Raw genomic sequence first — 19,112 nt, 5'->3', positions numbered from 1 at the left:
TGGAGTAACACCATGACAATGACCTACGAAGAATATCTGGATGAAGTCACCACGGTATTGACTGAAAAGTATGACCTGATTGATGCTGCGGCGATCAAGCACGTGATGCGCGCGCAAGCTGCTGATTTTTTTACTTTGCACGATGATCATGCTGAACTGCGCACCAAAGAGAATGCGGCGCTGGATGCGGTAAAGATTTTTGAGCAGAGAAACAAGTCGCGCCCTGAGGCATTTCATGGACGGTCTAAAACACCCGTTAAATGAAGACGTTAAATCAGGATGTATGAGGACGTACAAACACGCACAATTACGTATAAATACGGCAAGGGAAATGCGAAATCACGCCGTAAATTACGCCGTAAAAATGATGCTGACAATCATTGCTTTTTAGATACCTCGTTACGTTTGTCATTGCTGGCTAAGGCCAGCATCGATGTCGGACCCCGTTCAGCATTCTCCCTAACACCTGCGCTGATTACAGAAGCGCCTATTCAATTTCGACCTTTGCCATGACAGAATCCGTCCGCCTCGCCAAACACCTCTCCGAGCTAGTCTCTTGCTCTCGTACCGAGGCTGAACAATATATTCAGGGCGGATGGGTCACCGTGGACGGCGAAATCGTCGAGGAGGCCGGTTTTAGGGTGCTACCGCAACATAGTGTTGCATTGCTGCCCGATGCTGTTTTGCAACCGGTTGATCCGGTCACTATTCTGCTGCATCTGCCGCCTGGTATTGATCTGGCATTCGATCCTTCCGACTTATCGCCGATTATTCAATTCTTAAGTGCAGCAAACCTTACGGCAGATGATCGATCGGGATTGCGGTTTTTAAAACATCATTTGGTCGGTCTGTCCGTGGTCAATCCTATTGAAGCCAAGGCAAGCGGTTTGGTCGTATTAACGCAAGACTGGAAAATTACCCGGAAGTTAGTCGATGACACGGCCAAGATAGAGCAGGAATACATCGTAGAGGTACGCGGCGATATTATTCCGGATGGATTGCAATTGCTTAGTTACGGGTTGAAATTCAGTGGCAAGCCTTTGGCACCGATCAAGGTCAGCTGGCAAAATGAAACGCGCTTGCGTTTTCCGCTGAAAGCCCCGCCACGCGGTTTGATCGCGCATATGTGTGAAAAGGTCGGGCTGGAAGTGGTGTCGATGAAGCGCATTCGCCTTGGTCGCGTGCCGATGGCTGGTTTGCCAGCAGGACAATGGCGCTATTTGTTGGGATATGAACGGTTCTGATTGACGTGATTTAACCCATTGCCATGACGGTTTTGCCTCAGTTGTCTTTGAATACTGGTCGAGCCAAAGCGTCAAATCTTCGGTACTTTCAGGTTTTGTGATTTCAGGCTTGCGGAGAGGATGCCCGTTTAAGCCGACTTTAATTAAGGTAGCACCATGTTTGCTCATTTCGTAGTATTCCCGATGCAATCATTCCAGATTCCGTTCGGTCTATCGGAGGCGTCGTTGTGAGTCAACCATCGCTGATTAGCTGGACCGAAAATGATATGTTGCAGTCGATGCGCTGGCATTCCGAAAGTGGCGCGCCCACACCTAAACGCGTGGTGATAGCGGATGACCGCATGACCGCAGATGCTGCTTTTCGTCTGGCATCTGAAGGCACGGCGATGTTGTGGCGCGGTGACTTTCAAAATGCGCGCCAATTGTTGCAGGCTTTAGCGCGGCGTACTGACCGAAAACCGCCAAAGCTAGCAACAACGCCTGGCGATGTGTTCAATTTTCATCGTCAGGCGCAATCGCAGCGTGGTCGTACTTTAGCCATGATATTGCTGCCGTTTGATGAAGATTATAGTATTCCGCTGAGGCGTGCGCCAGATGTCCAACAGGCTTGCCTGGAAGCTTACGGCGTCGCAAACGGTCCTTTTGTTGCCTCGTTGCGTGAGTTGCTTGGGGTGGTCGGCGCGCATGAGTGGCGCAAGAAAGGCGTGGAGATTCCTGCGCTTGGCGAGCGTATTCATCCGCATTACGGGGTGTTTTCTCCGGTGCGTGGCGAGTATATCGGCTTAGTAGCGGAAGCGCCGCTGCCAATGACAAACCTGGCATTCGATATCGGCACAGGAACCGGCGTGCTGGCGGCAGTGTTGGCGCGTCGCGGTATTGCCCACATAGTGGCGACCGATCAGGACCCGCGTGCCTTGGCATGTGCTAAAGAAAACCTGACCCGACTTGCGCTCACCCAACAAGTTGAGCTGATGCAGGCTGATCTTTTTCCGCCCGGACGGGCAGCGCTCATTGTGTGTAATCCACCGTGGCTTCCGGCGCGCCCAAGTTCACCTATTGAACACGCGGTATATGATCCCGATAATCGTATGCTGCGCGGTTTTCTTAACGGTTTAGTTGAACACCTTGCGCCGGGTGGCGAAGGCTGGTTAATACTGTCCGACCTGGCTGAGCATTTAGCCTTACGTTCACGGGCAGCATTGTTGGCGTTCATTGATGAGGCTGGCTTAATCGTCGTAGGCCGAATGGATGTTAAGCCACATCATCCGAAAGTCGCTGATGCGTCCGATCCGTTGCACGCGGCACGGGCATCAGAAGTCACGTCGCTGTGGCGTCTGGCGGCGCGTTAATCCCCCATTCTGGGCACTTTCAAAGTTAAAGAAAGTGTAAAAAAGTAAAGTATGCAAAAGTAAAGTGTAAAACGTTTAAGAAATTTGAAAAACGGTATAGTTAATAACGTCACAATTATCGCCGCCAATAACGGCAGAAAGCAGCTTCAAAATATGTCTATTAAACCTTCGCGGACGCTGACATTTAAATGTGAAAAGTGCACTAAGCCTGTGCAGGTTTTTTTGCAAAAAGTGTCGGCATGTTCCCATATTCAGCCTTATCAGGGACTCTGCAAGTGCGGCGAATTGAAGCGCCATGCCACCGGACAAAAGGCGGCGGTAGATTCTTATCTGGCATCCCCAACCGGCGACTGGTCGCATCACCATTAAGTGTGCACATTAGCGCTAGTATTGAACTTTATTGTTTAAGACTAATTCTTGCAGGGAATATCAGAGAGTCTGATTTCCTTTTCACCTTCCGATAACTTCAAATCCGTCATTAACGAGCAGTTTTAACATCGATAGAGCCTGCAATTTTGCATACGGGTTGGTATGATGTTGACCTTGGCGACTGAACGTCGCGCTGGATGATAAAAAGAAGAGGACGCAGTGTCGGAGAAGTTAGAGCAACCACAACAGTCACCACAGTCACCACAGTCACGTCAGTTACATGTAGACGTGCCGCCGCTAGCGCTAGCAGAGATCACCATCGCAGCGCTGGTAGATGCCACGGTGAACTATGCGTCCTATCAAAATAATGTTCCGTTGATTCGTAGTCTTTCGGTCCAGAATCATAGCGATGCGCCGCTCCTTGATGTCGAGATTGTCATTCGTTGCGAGCCTGCTTTTGCTGATCCGGTTCGATTGCGATTTGCACAACTTGATGCGCACCAGACACGCCGCATCGACCCTATCGATTTGAAAATTTCCCATCGTTACCTGGCTGAGTTGAACGAGGCTGAGCGTGGTCGCATTATCTTTCAGGTCATGGCGAATAATCATGAGGTTGCCTTCGCAGAGCATGCAGTGGATGTGCTGGCCTATGATCAATGGGCCGGAACGCGGGCCTTGCCAGAATTATTGGCGGCATTCTCGTTGCCCAATCATCCGGCTATTGATCGCCTGATGGCGCAGTCCGGTGAGCTATTGCATAAAGCCGGTGCAGGACAAAGCATGAACGGTTATCAATCTAAAAACCGTGACGATGCATGGGCCCAGATTTCGGCTATTTATAGCGTTATCGGTGCGCTCAAGTTAAATTACATTAATCCAGCGGCGTCATTTGGAAACGATGGTCAAAAAATTCGTACGCCCGACCGGATTCTCAGTAGCGGTCTGGTCACCTGTCTCGACTCTTCGATGTTGTTGGTGTCGTGCATGGAGCAAGCTGGATTAAATCCCCTTGTCATCATTAAAAAAGGTCATGCGTTGGTCGGTTGCTGGTTGATCAACACGACGCTACCGAATGCCGTATTTGATGATGGACAAGCGGTTCGCAAACGCGTCGCCAGTGGTGAGTTGTTGCTATTTGAAACCACCATGCTGACGCACCGACCCGCAGCCTCGCTTCGGCTGGCCTGTGAAAATGGTCAGGAGCAACTACACGATGAGGATGCATTTCTTTTCGCTATCGATATAAAACGCGCTCGCATGGAGCAAATCCGTCCGCTGCCATTCCGTGTGCCAGCGAACGAGAGCGACGACATTCCGCAAGTGACTGAGGAACCACGCATCGAGCCGCCGCCGCTGTTGCCACCGCTCGATGGGATCAGCCTGATCGATGACGATGCACCCGTTGAAACTGCGGATGGACGTCTGGCACGCTGGAAATCAAAGTTGCTGGATTTAACACTGCGCAACCGACTGATTAATTTTAAGCCGACCAAGGTGATGTTGCCGCTGTGCGTGCCAAATCCCAGCCATCTCGAAGATGAGCTATCAGATGGGAAGGAGTGGAAGTTTCGGCATCAGTCATTATTAATGGACGCTACCAATCCAGACGATCCGCGTGTCACGGCGATTGCCGTGCGTCGCAATGGTGAAGATCCGTTGATCGCTGCTGCATTGCAAGCGTTGGCAATGCACGAGTTGTTGGCAACTGTTGACGCTAAAAAGTTGGATGCGCATTTGTACGAAATCTACAGCGTTGCGCGTTTGGGTTTGGAGGAGGGAGGCGCAAATACGCTCTATCTTGCGTTAGGATTTCTACGCTGGACTGAGGACGATCGCGCTGAGAAAACTTTGCTTGCGCCGATATTATTGGTGCCGGTGACGCTGACGCGACAATCGGTCCGGGCCGGTTACTCGATCAAACGCCACGATGATGAAACCATCATCAATCCAACGTTGATTCAGTTGCTGCGAGAAAGATTTCAACTGACGATCAAAGGATTTGATCCACTTCCGGTGGATGGCAATGGCGTTGATGTGGCAAAGATCTGGCAAATTTTGCGTCTGGCGATCAATCACGTACCTCGGTGGGAAGTCTTGGAGGATGTCTATCTGGGGATATTTTCTTTCACAAAATATTTGATGTGGAAAGATTTGCAGGATCGCAGTGATCAGTTGAGACAGAATCGGGTAGTCAATCATTTGATCGAAAGGCCAACCGAATCGATGAGCCGCGGCGAAGATATCGGCATGCGCGCAGACATGGATCAGCGCCATACGCCGGAAAGTTTGTTGACGCCGTTATTAGCCGATTCTTCCCAGTTAAATGCTGTGAGTCGCGCGGGCGCTGGACATGATTTTGCGCTTGAAGGTCCGCCGGGAACAGGGAAGTCTCAGACCATTACCAATCTGATTGCGCATTTTTTGGGGCAAGGTAAAACCGTCCTTTTTGTCTCAGAAAAAATGGCCGCACTGGACGTTGTCCAACGCCGCTTGAATGCGATTGGACTTGGCCCATTTTGCTTACAGTTGCATTCTGCCAAAGCCAAGAAGTCCGAAGTTCTGGAGCAATTGCGCACTGCGATGAATATTTCTCAGCAATTTGCGGCGGGCGACTGGCAGCGCGAAGCTGATCGCCTGGCAACATTGCGCGAGGATCTGAATGCGTTGGTGCAAGCGCTGCATCGCACTTATCCGCATGGCCAGACCGTGCGCGGGGCGACTGACAGCGCAATATTGCATCAACAGCGTTGGACTGCTGCGCCCATGCCGTGGACCAATCCAGATACGCATGACCGCGCTGGTCTTGATAGCTTGCGTGAACTGGTGCGCACGATCCAGGTAGTAGTTGAGGAACTGGGCCCGATTCAACAACATCCTTTACGCCTCATCCGTCATAGCGCGTGGTCGAATGCCTGGGAAGATCAGTTACTCAACGCAATGGCCGAGTTGGACAGTGCCTCTGAGCAAGTACAAATTGCCGCATTGGCACTCGAACCGATGATGGCGATCAGTGCTGAGGCGCCATCGCTTGCATTGCTGGAGTTTTTTGATGCGCTAGCGGACGTTTTGCTGCAAGCGCCTCAAATACCGACCGGGATCGCCGCTCTCGGCGATGATCCAACTAAGCTTAATGCATTACAAAAGTTAAGACAGCATGGCGAGCGGCGTCACCTGTTTGCGCAGCAATTGGCGTCTTTAGGTTTTAAGCCGGAAATCGCGCAAGCCAACGGTGCCGAGTTGGCGGCGCTGTGGACAGCCGCTTCGCAAACCTGGTGGCCTAAGAGTTGGTTTGCGTCACGTGATCTGATGGCGCGTTTGATGCCGCACACGCAACAACAACAGCAACCATCGGCTTCCGATATCGTGGCGATGCTGGACGCCTTGCGTGGATTGAATCAAGAAGATCAGGCCTTGAATCTGGCGCAGGCGCAAGCCACGCAGTGGTTGGGGGCCGAGTATCAGGGGCCGCAAACTGATTGGGCAGCCGTCGCGCGTTACGAGCAATGGGGCCAGCAATTTGAGTTGGTCCTTGCACGTTTTGCGACCATCACTGACGGCGTTATGGCTGCAACTTTGGCGGAACGATTGCGCCAACTTGTTCATGATCATCGTGCCGATCTGGGGCCACAAGATAGGTTATCGCTACACTTGGTTGCGTTCAAAAATGCATTCCGCGAATTCACGCTCAAACTGGCATTGGTGACCGAATATTCCGATGCCGGAGTTGATCTGGCTGGCGCTAGCCACGCGGCGGGTTTGCCGACTCGGGTGCGCGGTGTATTGGCAGGATGGCGCGCACAGCAACGCGGATTGCGTAGTTGGTGTAAGTGGCGCGGATTGCGCAAGCAGGCGGTGGATGCTGGTATTTCCAGCGTAGTGCAGGCGATCGAACAGGACCGTATTGCGTTGCCGGAGTTGATTGATTACGTTGAATATTCCTATCAGGTATGGTGGCTGAAAATCATTACTGATCAGGAGTTGGTTCTGCGTAATTTTTCCAGCGCGGACCATGATCGGAAGATTCGAGAGTTCCGTGCAACCGATGCGCGATTTCAGCAACTGACTGAGCAATACCTTCACGCGGTGCTGGCGGGTAAAGTACCGCGGATTGACGCAGGTCAAAAGCCGGATGCCGAAATGGGCTTGGTACTGCGCGAGTTAGCTAAGCAAAAAGCGCATTTGCCGGTACGGAAATTGGTTCGCGGAATTCCTACTTTATTACCGAAGTTAAAGCCTTGTTTGCTGATGTCTCCGCTCTCCGTCGCGCAATACCTTGACGCGGCGCATTCCAGTTTTGATTTGGTGGTGTTTGATGAAGCCTCGCAAATTTTGGTGTGGGATGCGGTCGGTGCTATTGCCCGCGGCAAACAATTGGTGGTGGTCGGCGATCCGAAACAACTGCCGCCTACTAGTTTCTTTGCACGTGCCGATGATGAAGACGATCAAACCGCTGGGGACGGTGAAGATACTGTGGTCCATGATCTTGAAAGCATATTGGATGAATGTCTGGGCGCGGGTATGCCGACGCTCAGACTGGAGTGGCATTATCGTAGCCGTCATGAAAGCCTGATTACGTTCTCCAATCATCGCTATTATGACGCACGGCTGATTACTTTTCCCTCGCCTGTGACACAAGATCAGGCGGTGCGGCTGGAGTTGGTATCAGGCGTCTATGATCGCGGCGGCAGCCGTACCAATCGCGCTGAAGCCAACGCCATTGTTGCTGCTATCGTGGTTCACTTTTCAGATGAAAAACGACGCCAGTTAACGATGGGTGTGGTGACATTTAATCAGACTCAGCGACGCCTGATTGAAACATTGCTGGATGAAGAGCTACGCAAAGCGCCAGAGTTGGAACGGCATATTGCTGAACACGGTCCAGAAAAATTATTCATCAAAAATCTTGAGAATGTGCAGGGCGATGAGCGCGATCTGATTTTGTTTTCGATTGCTTATGGTAAAGATGCTGCCGGTCGCATGCCAATGAACTTCGGACCGCTGAACAAAGAGGGCGGTCATCGCCGCCTTAACGTCGCGATCACACGGGCGCGCGTCGGCGTGACGATTTATAGTTCGATACGGCCCGAAGATATCGACGTTTCACGGACACGTGCGACCGGTGTCATTGATCTGAAAAATTATCTGGAATTTGCGCAGAAGGGACCGCGAGCGCTGGTTGAGCAATCCATTCCGACCGGACGCGAACCCGACAGCCCATTTGAAGTCGAGGTAATTCGCGCATTGCGCAATCGTGGCTGGATTGTCCATCCGCAAGTTGGATGTTCAGGATATCGACTCGATATCGGCGTCGTTCATCCCGACCATCCAGGCACGTTTTTGCTTGGTGTTGAGTGTGACGGTGCTACTTATCACTCACTACCAACCGCGAGAGATCGCGATCGATTGCGGCAGTTTGTGCTGGAAGGATTGGGATGGACCTTGCACCGTATCTGGTCGACTGACTGGTGGACCGACTCTGAACGGGAAATGGCAAAACTGGAGAAGGTGCTGAACAAAAAACTCACCGAATCGAGAGTAGATATGGCGGCCGTGACGGAGGCGACGCCATCCCTTGTCGTAAATAGCGAGATGGCGCGATAGTTATCATTCAGTCTCTATGATTGATTCGCTACGGATAAGTTGAAGGCCCGAATTAATGCTCACTAACGGATAAACAGGTTTACAGCACGGGACCAAACAAGCGGGCAACATGCATCGCCACACGGTGTAAATAAGAGGAGCGGGCATATTCCTCTGTGCCGATTTCTATTGCTTGTTTAAAATCCTCTTGCAGCATTGTTTCAACTTCACTGGCGAAAGCGACGTCGATATTCAGGGCGGCGATTTCGAAGTTAAGCCGAAGTGACCGGTTATCCATGTTCATGCTGCCGATGGCGGCAGTATTGTCGTCGATCAACATCACTTTTTGGTGGGTGAAACCGGGCTGATAGCGAAACACGCGGATTCCGGCGCGGACCACTTCATGCGCATAAAGTGTTGACGCCAGGAATACGGTACGGTGATCTGGGCGCGAAGGCAGCATAATGCGAACGTCGACGCCACGGAAGACCGCTAGTTGCAACGCGGCGATCAGCGCTGAATCCGGCACTAAATAGGGCGTGGTCAGCCAGATGCGCTTTTGTGCAGCATGAATCAACTGGACAAAGAACAGCGAACAAGTCTCTTGCGCATCCGCGGGACCGGTAGCGGCGATGAGGCTGGTGGCTGAGCCATCGGTTGGGCGGGGCGGTAACAACGTGAGTTGCTGGCCGGTGATCCAATGCCAATTCTCGTCAAACGCCAGTTGCAGGTCGCCGACTGCGGGGCCTTGCAATTCCATATGCGTATCGCGCCACGGTGCCAACGGCGGTTTACGTCCAAGATACTCCTCGCCGACATTGAGTCCACCGACAAAGCCCCTAGACCCATCGACCACGACTATTTTGCGATGATTGCGGAAATTTAGCTGGAAGCGGTTGCGCCATCGTCGCGTGGCGAATGGATGTACCTTTACGCCTCCATCGCGCAGGACGCTTCCATAGCTACTCGGCAAATCATGGCTGCCCACACCATCGTAAAGCAAATAGACGCTGACGCCAGCGGCAGCGCGTTCTAGTAGTGCCGCCTGAAGTCGGCGACCAAGTGCGTCGTCCTTGATGATAAAAAATTGCACCAAAACATAGTATTCGGCAGCAGCGATGGCAGAAAAAATGGCTGCAAATGTCGCTTCTCCGTCTATCAGTAAGCGCAAACGATGTCCGCTGAGAAAGGGTACGCCAAGCATGGCGCTGATTGCAGTGTAACGTTGTGCGGCGGGGTCGGGAGGGTATTGTCTGACCAAATCCAGTTGATCAGAGTCATCCAGTTTGCGCTTGCGGGCCACGCGTGAGTGATGCAGTTCTACGTATCCGGTGAAGTGTTTACTTCCTAAAAATAGATACGGTAATAGTGAAAAATAGGGCAGAAGTACGAGTCCAAATACCCATGCTACCGCGCCTTGTGAAGTACGGGTATGCATTAAGGCGTGTGCGGCGGCGATGACGCCAGCGACGTGTAAAAGAAAGACAGCGGCAGAAATCAGCCCAAGTGGCACAGCGTGCATTCAATTAGCTCCGATTTTGTAAATCTTACATTTTAAATAACAAAATAATACGATTTCTTAAATGCCGCGCTTGATGGGGCGAAAGACTTGTTCCCTGCGACTTTACCTCATTTAAATTCTTACTTCATTATCACTATTGGCAAGTGGGTTGGTTTGATGAAGCTGACCTTGTTTTTGGCGTTCCTGCAAATCCTGCGAAGACTTTGCAGGAATATATTCGGAGCATCGGTCAGTGCGACGAATCAGCGCAACAAGACCACGGATAGAGAATAAATCACCGATGGAAGCCGCAAAGCTTCATTTTTATCGGGTAACTGCCGTTAATGCAAAGGCAGCAAGAATGTTACCCGGGAATCATGCACAGCCCTCCCGCAGACATATTTCCTTGTTGGCAAACAACGAAATATTATAGGAGACCTCGCTGTGAATAAGCTTACTTTTACCCAAAAACTCTGGTTGCCGCTAGTTATTAGCCTGATTGCGCTGCTGGCTGTATCCGTTTTCGGTGCATATCAATCCCGTGAAATTCGTATCGAAGAGAGAAAAAATGATCTTAGACATATTTCGGAAGCAGCAATCGGCGTGATCGCGCAGTACGGTGCGCTTGTCGATAGCGGCGCGCTGAGCAAAACCGACGCACAAAAACAAGCGCTAGAGCGCGTCAGAGCAATGCGGTACGGCAAAGATGGCTATTTTACGATCTCATCCTTTTCACAAGTAGTGATTATGCATTCCATCAAGCCAGAAACGAACGGGCGCGATTTGACCGATTTTAAGGACCCGGAAGGTAATTACGTCTATCGCTTGATATCTAAAGCAGCGGCGCAATCTGGAGGCGGTTTTGTACACTATGTCTGGCCAAAGGTAGGAACAACAGAGTCGTTTTCCAAGATTTCCTTTTCAATAGCTTATCAGCCGTGGGACTGGATAGCCACTACGGGCGTGTATGTGGATGATATTGACAGCGCTTTCATGGTGTCGTTGTACCAGGCTGGTTTATTACTGATGGGGATCGCGATCTTAGTCATCATATTTGCCACTTTTACTAATCGTAGTATTTTGCGCGCCATCGGTGGCGAGCCGGAATACGCGGCTGATATCGCAAACCGGATCGCAGCAGGTGATTTGACCTTGCGTATAAATACGCGTCCTGGTGATGATCGCAGTCTGATGTATGCCATGAAATGCATGCGGGAGTCTTTGGAAAAAACAATTAATACAATCAAGAGGTCGGCCGATACAATTGCCACTGCGTCCGGGCAGATCGCCGCTGGCAATATGGACTTGTCGAGTCGGACTGAACAGCAAGCCAGTTCGCTGGAGGAAACAGCGGCCGCGATGGAGCAACTGACATCGACTGTCAGGCAAAATGCAGACAATGCTAATCAGGCAAATCAACTGGCGGTCAGTGCCTCCGACGTGGCGACCCACAGTAGCGTGGTGGTGGCGCAAGTGGTTGACACCATGGGCGCTATCCGGACTTCATCAAAGAAGATTGCTGACATCATTAGTGTTATTGACGGGATTGCTTTTCAGACCAACATTCTAGCTCTGAATGCGGCGGTCGAGGCGGCCCGAGCGGGTGAGCAAGGGCGCGGTTTCGCGGTAGTGGCGGCAGAAGTGCGGAATCTTGCGCAACGGTCTGCAGGCGCAGCCAAGGAAATCAAAGCCCTGATTGACGACTCTGTCGCCCAGGTCGGCAGCGGGAGCAAATTGGTCGAACAGGCAGGAGTGACCATGAGCGAGGTCGTCAGTAGCGTCAAACGCGTGACCAATATCATTGGTGAAATCGCCACCGCAAGTAAAGAGCAAAGCGATGGTATTGAACAAGTCAATCACGCCATTAGTCAAATGGATCAAGTCACGCAACAAAATGCGGCACTAGTGGAGGAGGCAGCGGCAGCGGCGGGTTCTTTGCAGGATCAAGCGACGCATTTGACGGAGAGTGTGAGTATTTTTAGATTGGACAATAGCCAGGAGGTGCGCGCCGCACAAGCGTTTGCGGCTACTTTATCGGGCCATTCAAAGGGGTTAACTGCATCGGAATCAGAATCGTCGAGGCGAATAGTCCAGCCGCATGTCAATGCAGCGATGAAGAAGGGCGCGACCAAAGCGACCGCTCAGGCTGTCGTTCGACCGGCTACACGATTGCCGCAGATGAACAAAACTCTGGCGCGCGAATCAACGTGGAAGGCGCCTGTAAAAAATATTAATAGTGACGATTGGACGCAGTTTTGAATGTTTCACTACGAAAATAATAAGCGTTATGCCAATGTTCTGAGTAATCAAAAAAAGCGGATGTATCCCAAAATTGTGTGGCAGTAATAGGTAAATTGGATTTTTCGGGATGGAAGTCTGTAAGCGATGCTTAATACGCGATAACCCGTGATTGGTCGGCGATTACGCAGTTATCTTGTTTTAGGCATTTTTCCTTTGTGTCTGCATACACTCCTCTTCATATACAGTAAGATTAAAGCTTGGAAGCAAATCGATGGCCATTCTTTGCGACTAGTCGACCTGTCCATCGATCAAAATTTATTCTGGGCGCGAATATGAAATTCAAAGACTATTACAGTGCCCTTGGTGTCGAAAGAGATGCCACCACTGCGGAAATAAAACAGGCATACCGTAAGCTGGCGCATAAATATCACCCCGATGTCTCCAAAGATCCAGACGGTGAGGAAAAATTCAAAGAAGTCGCCGAAGCTTACGCCACGCTGAAAGACCAGGAAAAGCGCGATGCTTATAACGCGCTAGGTCGCCATCAGCAGGGAGAAAACGTTCAGCCGCCCAAAGATTGGCAGCAAACCTTTAACGATTCTGATGCTGGCTTCGGCGACGTCGATATGGCCGACATCCTGGCTGCCTTTGCGGCTTCCCGCCATGAGGGTGGACAACCGCGTCAACGTCGCCCTTCCCACGGGCAAGATTATGAAGTCAAGGCCCCGATCACACTTGAGCAGGTTTATGTCGGCGGCGAAATCGATGTGAATTTGAGTTTGCCGGAATATGATAAACAAGGTTTGATTCATCGCGTACCGCGGACCTTCAGAGTCAAGGTGCCAAAAGGAGCCGAAGACGGTCAGCGGTTACGCTTGCCAGGCAAAGGTGGGCAAGGGAGTAATGGTGGCAAAAACGGCGACCTTTATGTCGTCATGGTGGTTATTCCCCACCCGTTTTATCGCGTCAGCGAAAAAGATCTTTATATCGATCTGCCGCTATCTCCATGGGAAGCAGTGCTGGGTGCAACCGTCCAGGTTCCCACTTTGGGCGGTACTGTTGAGTTGACGATCCCACCCGCTACGGCGGCTAATCGACAATTTCGTCTGGCTCGGCGGGGTCTCCCTTCCGCCAACGGCGAAAATGGCAATTTGTTTGCAGTTGTTCGGATTGAGGTACCAAAGTCGGCGACGCCGGGTGAGCAAGCCTTGTTTGTAAAACTTGCCGCCGAATCAACTTTTAATCCTCGTGCACACTTCAATACAGGAGGTTAGTGATGCGTACGCATATTGTGGAAGCGGTATGGCTCAATGATGCAGGCCTTTGTTCGCTAGATCAGTTGGCAGATTATTCCGGATTGACGCTGGCCGAATTGCAGGATTTGGTCGAGATGGGCGAAATTGCACCGACCAGTGTTGATGCGGAAAATGATCTTTATCAGACACATTACATCGTGATTGCCAGAACGGCGCGACGTTTGCGGGATGATTTTGAGCTGGATGGTCACGGCCTGGCAGTAGCGCTTAATCTCTTAAGACGCATTCGTGAGCTTGAGGCACAGCTGACGCACGCGCAGGCAAAATTGCCGCAATGACTGTTTCGTGGTGGGTGTAATATGTTGGTGATGGCAGATCAATAAGTTTTCTACGGCTTGAACGCTGACTGCGCAGCATTTCATCATTAAATTATTGCGAAAACGAAGAGCCGTCGATTCTACTTTTATGCTTTTGTGCCGTTGAATTTGATTAGATTGATATTCGGTAAGCCAACACTCCGCATGGCCATTAATAAAACAAAGCGGCGCCACATCCAGAGATTGTGATGGAAATAGAATTAAAACTCCTTATTGCCCCAAGTGCGGTTAGCGCTTTTAGACGGCATCCTTTGTTAAAGCAACTGGCGATCGCCAAACCTTACCAACAACAACTTGTCAGCACCTACTTCGATGCGCCGGATTGTTATCTAATGCGCCATCGGGCAGGATTTCGGGTGAGGGAAGTTGATGGCAAATTAATCCAGACATTGAAAGCGGGCGGTCAGGTCGACAGTGGCTTGCATCAGCGCAACGAATGGGAGTCCGAAGTCACGGATCTCAGGCCTGACCTGCCGGCAATTCAGGCACTGTTGAAACCCCGATCCAGATGGTTCAAGCTGTTGGGTCGACCACAGTTGATGCAGCAACTCGCCCCTGTATTCACTACGCGGTTTCAGCGGCGTATCTGGATGTTGCGTTTGCCCGAAGGTGACGAAGTAGAGTTGGCTCTCGATCAGGGCCAGATTGTCTCTAGTCATGGCGACGGCGTTATTAGTATCCCGATTAGTGAAATTGAACTGGAACTTAAATCGGGGAAGGCAGGAAATTTATTTGCCTTAGCATTAGCGCTGCAAGAGACGATAGCACTAAGCGTCGGTAATATTAGTAAGGCTGAGCGTGGTTACGGATTGTATGCACCGCAACCACCGGCGATAACAACGGCAAGCGCTCTTGCATTATCAGCTAAAAAGACGATAGGAGAGGGTTTTCAGATAATTCTTGCCCATTGTCTGGAGCAAATTCAAGGTAACGAAGCTGGCATTAAATACGGGACCGATGCCGAGAGCGTACATCAAATGCGGGTTGGCGTGCGCCGCCTGCGCTCAGCGCTCGTGATTTTTAGAGACCAGTTAGCAGAACCGGAGTTTTTACTGGAGGAGTGCAAGTGGTTGGGTAGACACTTAGGAAGTGCACGTGACTGGGAAGTGTTTGCTGGTCCTACACTGGCCGCCGCGACATTCGGTTTCAACGGACCGCGGACCGTTATGCCGTTACAGAAAAAAGCCGCTGACTTTGCGAAGAAGAGCAGAAGTAATGCTGTCAAAGTTCTCAACTCTAGCCGGTATGCACGTCTTATATTGATCTTGGGCGCATGTATCCATGATGCAAATCAGCAGTTAGGGAAAAAGTCGGACACTGCCACCTCGCTACTGGAACGTGCTAATGCACCGTTGCGCCCTTTCGCCACTGCGCAGTTGCGTAGATATCAAAAGAAACTACGTCAGCGCGGAAAGGGGCTAAGTGCCATCGATGCGACAGAGCGTCACAAATTACGGATTGCGGCAAAAAAAATGCGCTATGGATTAGCGTTCTTTTCTTCGTTATATTCTGCAAAAAAAATCAAAACGTATCTTGCCGCCCTTAGCGTGCTGCAAGATACGTTAGGCGAATTAAACGATGCGCGTGTAGCTGATGGTTTATTACAGCAATGTACAGCGGGTAAGCCAAGACTGGCCGATGTTTCTGGATACGTGCGCGATTATGTCTCAGCGCATAACGAAATCAATCTTAAAAAACTCAATAAGCAATGGAAAAAAATTAAGCAGGTAAAGTCGCCTTTTTAAACGTAACAAATTGGTAGGCCCGATTTGATGTTGTGATCCATTAATGTTGCAGGAATAGCGAAAAGGTTAAGAGACAGCGACAGTAACGGCAGATGTTTCACAGCTTGGTTGACGTAAGGCATTACTACCGCCTGATATTTTTATCTGCTGAGTAGATTGGCGCTACTCTTTTTTGGACTTTCGCTCTTGGGTGGTGACTTTTTCACAGCTTGGTTACTTTCCCTCTACTAACATCAGCAAAGCGGGAACGTCTAATAATGTAATTTCGCGGTTGTTGACCTTCAACCATCCCATTTTTTTAAAATGAGAAAGCAACCGACTAATAGTTTCGTTAGTCAGTCCTAAGTAGTTGGCAATTTCTTCTCGAGACATCCGTAATTGAAAATTCGTAGCTGAATAGCCGCGATTTTTATATCGGGTCGAAAGATTGAGCAAAAAAGCCCCAAACCGTTGCTCTGCGCGAAGATTCCCTAATTGCAGCATGGCGTTATGATCTTGTGCAATCTCATGGCTCATCATGCGATGAAAATAATGCAGCATGATCGGGACATCTTTCAAGAGATTTTCCAAGTCCGAAAACGGCACTTCACAGACTTCACTATCCTCCAGCGCCACTGCGTTACATTGATGCCGATATGAGCTGATGGCCTCCATCCCTAGTAATTCACCGGTCATTTGAAATCCGGAAATATGGTGAGCTCCGTTGGCATTAACTTGATATGTCTTGAAATGCCCGACACGAATAGCATACAGATTGACGAATGGTTCGTTCATCCGATAGAGCGCACTATCGCGCGTAATGCGCCGTCTATGTTTAACAATTTGATCCAATCGATCAAGTTCGGCCTCGGTGAGTCCGATTGGAAGGCATAGGTCGCGCAAATTGCAGTTCCCGCAATGCGTCTTTACGTTCATGACGTGTGTCGGATGTGGGGAGAGAAATGGGACTGTATTAACCATCGTGACTGATCCCTTTAAAAATAAAAAGACGCGGACGGGATGCGATATTTCTAAACCAGAATCGCCACTAAGGCGTTGATTTTCTGATTTGTTGACGATAAATTTTGATGTGGATCAGTTATTAATGTTGTCTTTATGATTACAATTGTAATCGCAATTAACTGTTCTGCAAGTCAATTTTGGAGCTTATTGCAGTCATGGGGATCACAGATTTTTAGGTGTGTTAATTTTTTGTTGATCGTATCGCTTTTTAGCCAGTATTGATCTTCCAAGGATATTTCAACAATTCGTCCAATTATGTAAGCCGTTCTCGATATTGTGGGCCAGTCAGCAGATATGCCACTTGTTGAGGTTTGAGCTCAATAGACACAGGTACAACCCGTGGCTTCGATACTGAATAGAATTTTCTTGAAAGTACGAAAATAGAGGATAGGCTGAATGGAGAGCTTTCGTTAACAAGTGAAATTGCAGGACTTATCTGGCGTCAACTATTCCTGCTATTTATTGACGTGTCATACCGGTTTTATTTATTAACCTGTTATCACGGCTCCCTTATAGGATCACTGATAAGACGTTCCAATAAGACGCTCAAATCACGCCCATGTGATGGGCCTACCGGGGAATGTACATGAAACGCACCATCAAAGTAGCTAAATCGAATATTGGTGTTTTATTGCTCTGGGCTTTATTACCTTTGTGTTTTTACGAAAACACGTTCGCAGAGTCGCCCGATACGCGACAAAAAATATATGGTGTAGAAGTACAACGGGATACCTATTTAAAAGCGGTGCGCCAGCAAATTGCCGACTTAAAAATCAAAATTGATAGTCTTAATGCTAAGGCCAAGAAGTCAGGTCGAGTTGCGAGACTGCGTATGGAGCCGACTATTCAAGGCTTTCAAAGAGATCTGAATGATCTTGATAAAAAAAGCATGGATTTGAAAAATAGTGGACTGAATGCCTGGGAAGAATTAAAAACCGACCTGGATGCTTCCATAAATAAATTGCGCTCAGCAGTTGATGGAATGTCGCGTTAATACAAATCTATCTTCCCGCCGTCAAGCGATCCAATCTGCAATTACGCACTTACAGCGTGGAAATGATTGTTTCCACTAGTACTGCTGCGCTTTTCAAATACACTAAAGCAAAGATCTACGTGCGGTGCTCCTGCTTTTTCACGCTCACTGAGCGTGTATCGATATAATTGCGTTGAAGCAGTATTCTGTGTAGGCACAACGATTAGAGGGCGTTGATGAAAACGCCTTAAACGGTTCGTTCACCGTCGGCTAGTCGCCCGGAATTCGCAAACTTTACACCGATTTACAAAGTGTTTACTCGACCAACAATGACAAATATTATTAAACTATCGACAACTTCATCCTTATTTGCAACTTTATTTGAAACACTACGTAAAGATTATTTTTTTCTAATTTTATTCGTCATTTTGCTGATTTTGTCGGCTATTGCTCCCGAAAAAATTCAGCAGTATCCGCATTTGGTCGATTGGCCCACGATTGCGACATTGACCGGTTTGCTGGCGTTAACCAAGGGTGTTGAATTAAGCGGCTATCTGTCGCGCTTGGGCAGGCATTTAACGGTATTGATGCCAACTGAGCGCGCCCTTGCTGTTTTTCTGGTGCTCGCCACCGCATTTTTGTCGATGCTGTTGACCAACGACGTAGGACTGTTCGTCATGGTCCCGTTGACACTCAGTTTGCGCACCACGATCAAATTGCCGATAACCCGCCTGATTATTTTTGAAGCGCTGGCGGCCAATGCGGGTTCTGCGCTGACACCCATTGGAAATCCACAAAATCTTTTCCTCTGGCAGCTTTCACATCTCTCTTTTCAGGATTATGTGATCGCGATGTTACCGATGGTATGCATTTTTATGATTCCGCTGGTTTTATTGACCGTAGTTGCATTTCCCGGTTTAAAACTGATGGTTGAGGAGGATGCTGCGATGACCCCGATCAATAAAAAATTGCTTCTCATATCGCTGGCTATGTATGTGCCGTTTTTAATCATGACGGACAGGCATTATGCCGCCCCCGCTTTGTTAATGGTATTGGCGATCTTTTTATTTGCGCAGCGCAACGTGGTGGCGCGGATCGACTGGGCATTGCTGTTGGTATTCATTTTAATGTTTGTCGATTTACGACTGGTAGCGCAGTTGCCGATAGTTCATGCGTTGGTGGAGAGTGTCGGTCTTGCCGAATCGCAACGACTCTATCTTGCCGGTATCGTGGCGTCGCAATTCATCAGTAATGTCCCCGCTGCGATTTTGCTTGCGGAATATAGTGGCGACTGGCGATTGATCGCTTTCGGCGTTAACGTCGGCGGATTTGGTTTTATGTTGGGTTCACTCGCTAATATTATTGCGCTGCGTATGACACCGGACAAAAAGGCGTGGATCACCTTTCATGTTTACTCGATTCCGTTTCTTTTAGTTGTTGCTGCGTTGGTGTATGTCTGGTTATTTCTTTAG

At 49.6% G+C, this 19,112-nt stretch carries 13 protein-coding genes; 11 read left to right on the top strand and 2 right to left on the bottom strand.

The features are described from left to right. Window positions 1-12: 12 nt before the first annotated feature. The 5 genes from ACXX82_RS01310 to proA all read left to right on the top strand — a co-directional run bounded on the left by ACXX82_RS01310 (window position 13) and on the right by proA (window position 8,566). Window positions 13-264 carry a hypothetical protein gene (locus tag ACXX82_RS01310; protein ID WP_416186835.1) on the top strand — a complete coding sequence of 84 codons (252 nt, stop codon included), beginning with the start codon at window positions 13-15 and terminating at the stop codon, window positions 262-264. 245 nt (window positions 265-509) lie between these two features. Next, complete coding sequence (locus ACXX82_RS01305; protein WP_458562220.1) at window positions 510-1,244, top strand: rRNA pseudouridine synthase; 735 nt, start codon at window positions 510-512, stop codon at window positions 1,242-1,244. 266 nt (window positions 1,245-1,510) lie between these two features. After that, window positions 1,511-2,593, top strand: a complete 1,083-nt coding sequence (locus tag ACXX82_RS01300; protein ID WP_458563943.1) for a methyltransferase — start codon at window positions 1,511-1,513, stop codon at window positions 2,591-2,593. Between the two features lie 153 nt (window positions 2,594-2,746). Beyond that, on the top strand, window positions 2,747-2,962 hold the full coding sequence (locus ACXX82_RS01295; protein ID WP_322239287.1) for a hypothetical protein: 216 nt from the start codon (window positions 2,747-2,749) through the stop codon (window positions 2,960-2,962). Window positions 2,963-3,181: 219 nt separating this feature from the next. Further along, on the top strand, window positions 3,182-8,566 hold the full coding sequence (gene proA / locus ACXX82_RS01290) for an anti-phage protein ProA (RefSeq protein WP_458562219.1): 5,385 nt from the start codon (window positions 3,182-3,184) through the stop codon (window positions 8,564-8,566). Between the two features lie 79 nt (window positions 8,567-8,645). On the opposite strand, the gene cls is transcribed toward proA, so the two are convergent. Continuing rightward, a complete protein-coding gene (gene cls / locus ACXX82_RS01285) occupies window positions 8,646-10,067 on the bottom strand; it encodes a cardiolipin synthase (RefSeq protein ID WP_458562218.1) in 1,422 nt (473 codons plus the stop codon). A 423-nt stretch (window positions 10,068-10,490) separates the two neighbouring features. On the opposite strand from cls, the gene ACXX82_RS01280 reads away from it, so the two are divergent. The 4 genes from ACXX82_RS01280 (at window position 10,491) to ACXX82_RS01265 (ending at window position 15,665) form a co-directional block, all read left to right on the top strand. Beyond that, a complete protein-coding gene (locus ACXX82_RS01280; protein ID WP_322239282.1) occupies window positions 10,491-12,305 on the top strand; it encodes a methyl-accepting chemotaxis protein in 1,815 nt (604 codons plus the stop codon). Between the two features lie 314 nt (window positions 12,306-12,619). Further along, on the top strand, window positions 12,620-13,561 hold the full coding sequence (locus tag ACXX82_RS01275; protein WP_322239281.1) for a DnaJ C-terminal domain-containing protein: 942 nt from the start codon (window positions 12,620-12,622) through the stop codon (window positions 13,559-13,561). Between the two features lie 2 nt (window positions 13,562-13,563). Continuing rightward, window positions 13,564-13,881, top strand: coding sequence for a chaperone modulator CbpM (locus ACXX82_RS01270; protein WP_322239279.1), 318 nt, complete (start codon window positions 13,564-13,566; stop codon window positions 13,879-13,881). Window positions 13,882-14,108: 227 nt separating this feature from the next. Next, the gene (locus ACXX82_RS01265) at window positions 14,109-15,665 is read left to right on the top strand and encodes a CYTH and CHAD domain-containing protein (protein ID WP_458562217.1); all 1,557 of its coding nucleotides are present in this window, start codon (window positions 14,109-14,111) and stop codon (window positions 15,663-15,665) included. A gap of 213 nt (window positions 15,666-15,878) precedes the next feature. Here the strand turns inward: ACXX82_RS01265 and fnr are convergent, their stop codons facing one another. After that, complete coding sequence (gene fnr, locus ACXX82_RS01260) at window positions 15,879-16,580, bottom strand: fumarate/nitrate reduction transcriptional regulator Fnr (protein ID WP_458563942.1); 702 nt, start codon at window positions 16,578-16,580, stop codon at window positions 15,879-15,881. 673 nt (window positions 16,581-17,253) lie between these two features. On the opposite strand from fnr, the gene ACXX82_RS01255 reads away from it, so the two are divergent. Together ACXX82_RS01255 and ACXX82_RS01250 are read left to right on the top strand one after the other, a co-directional pair. Continuing rightward, window positions 17,254-17,661, top strand: a complete 408-nt coding sequence (locus ACXX82_RS01255; RefSeq protein WP_458562216.1) for a sll1863 family stress response protein — start codon at window positions 17,254-17,256, stop codon at window positions 17,659-17,661. Window positions 17,662-17,969: 308 nt separating this feature from the next. Then, the gene (locus ACXX82_RS01250; protein ID WP_322239273.1) at window positions 17,970-19,112 is read left to right on the top strand and encodes an SLC13 family permease; all 1,143 of its coding nucleotides are present in this window, start codon (window positions 17,970-17,972) and stop codon (window positions 19,110-19,112) included.

Source organism: Glaciimonas sp. GNP009 (assembly GCF_054343755.1).
The sequence above is the reverse complement of the archived record's forward strand: the minus strand, read 5'-3'. Positions and strand labels throughout refer to the sequence as shown.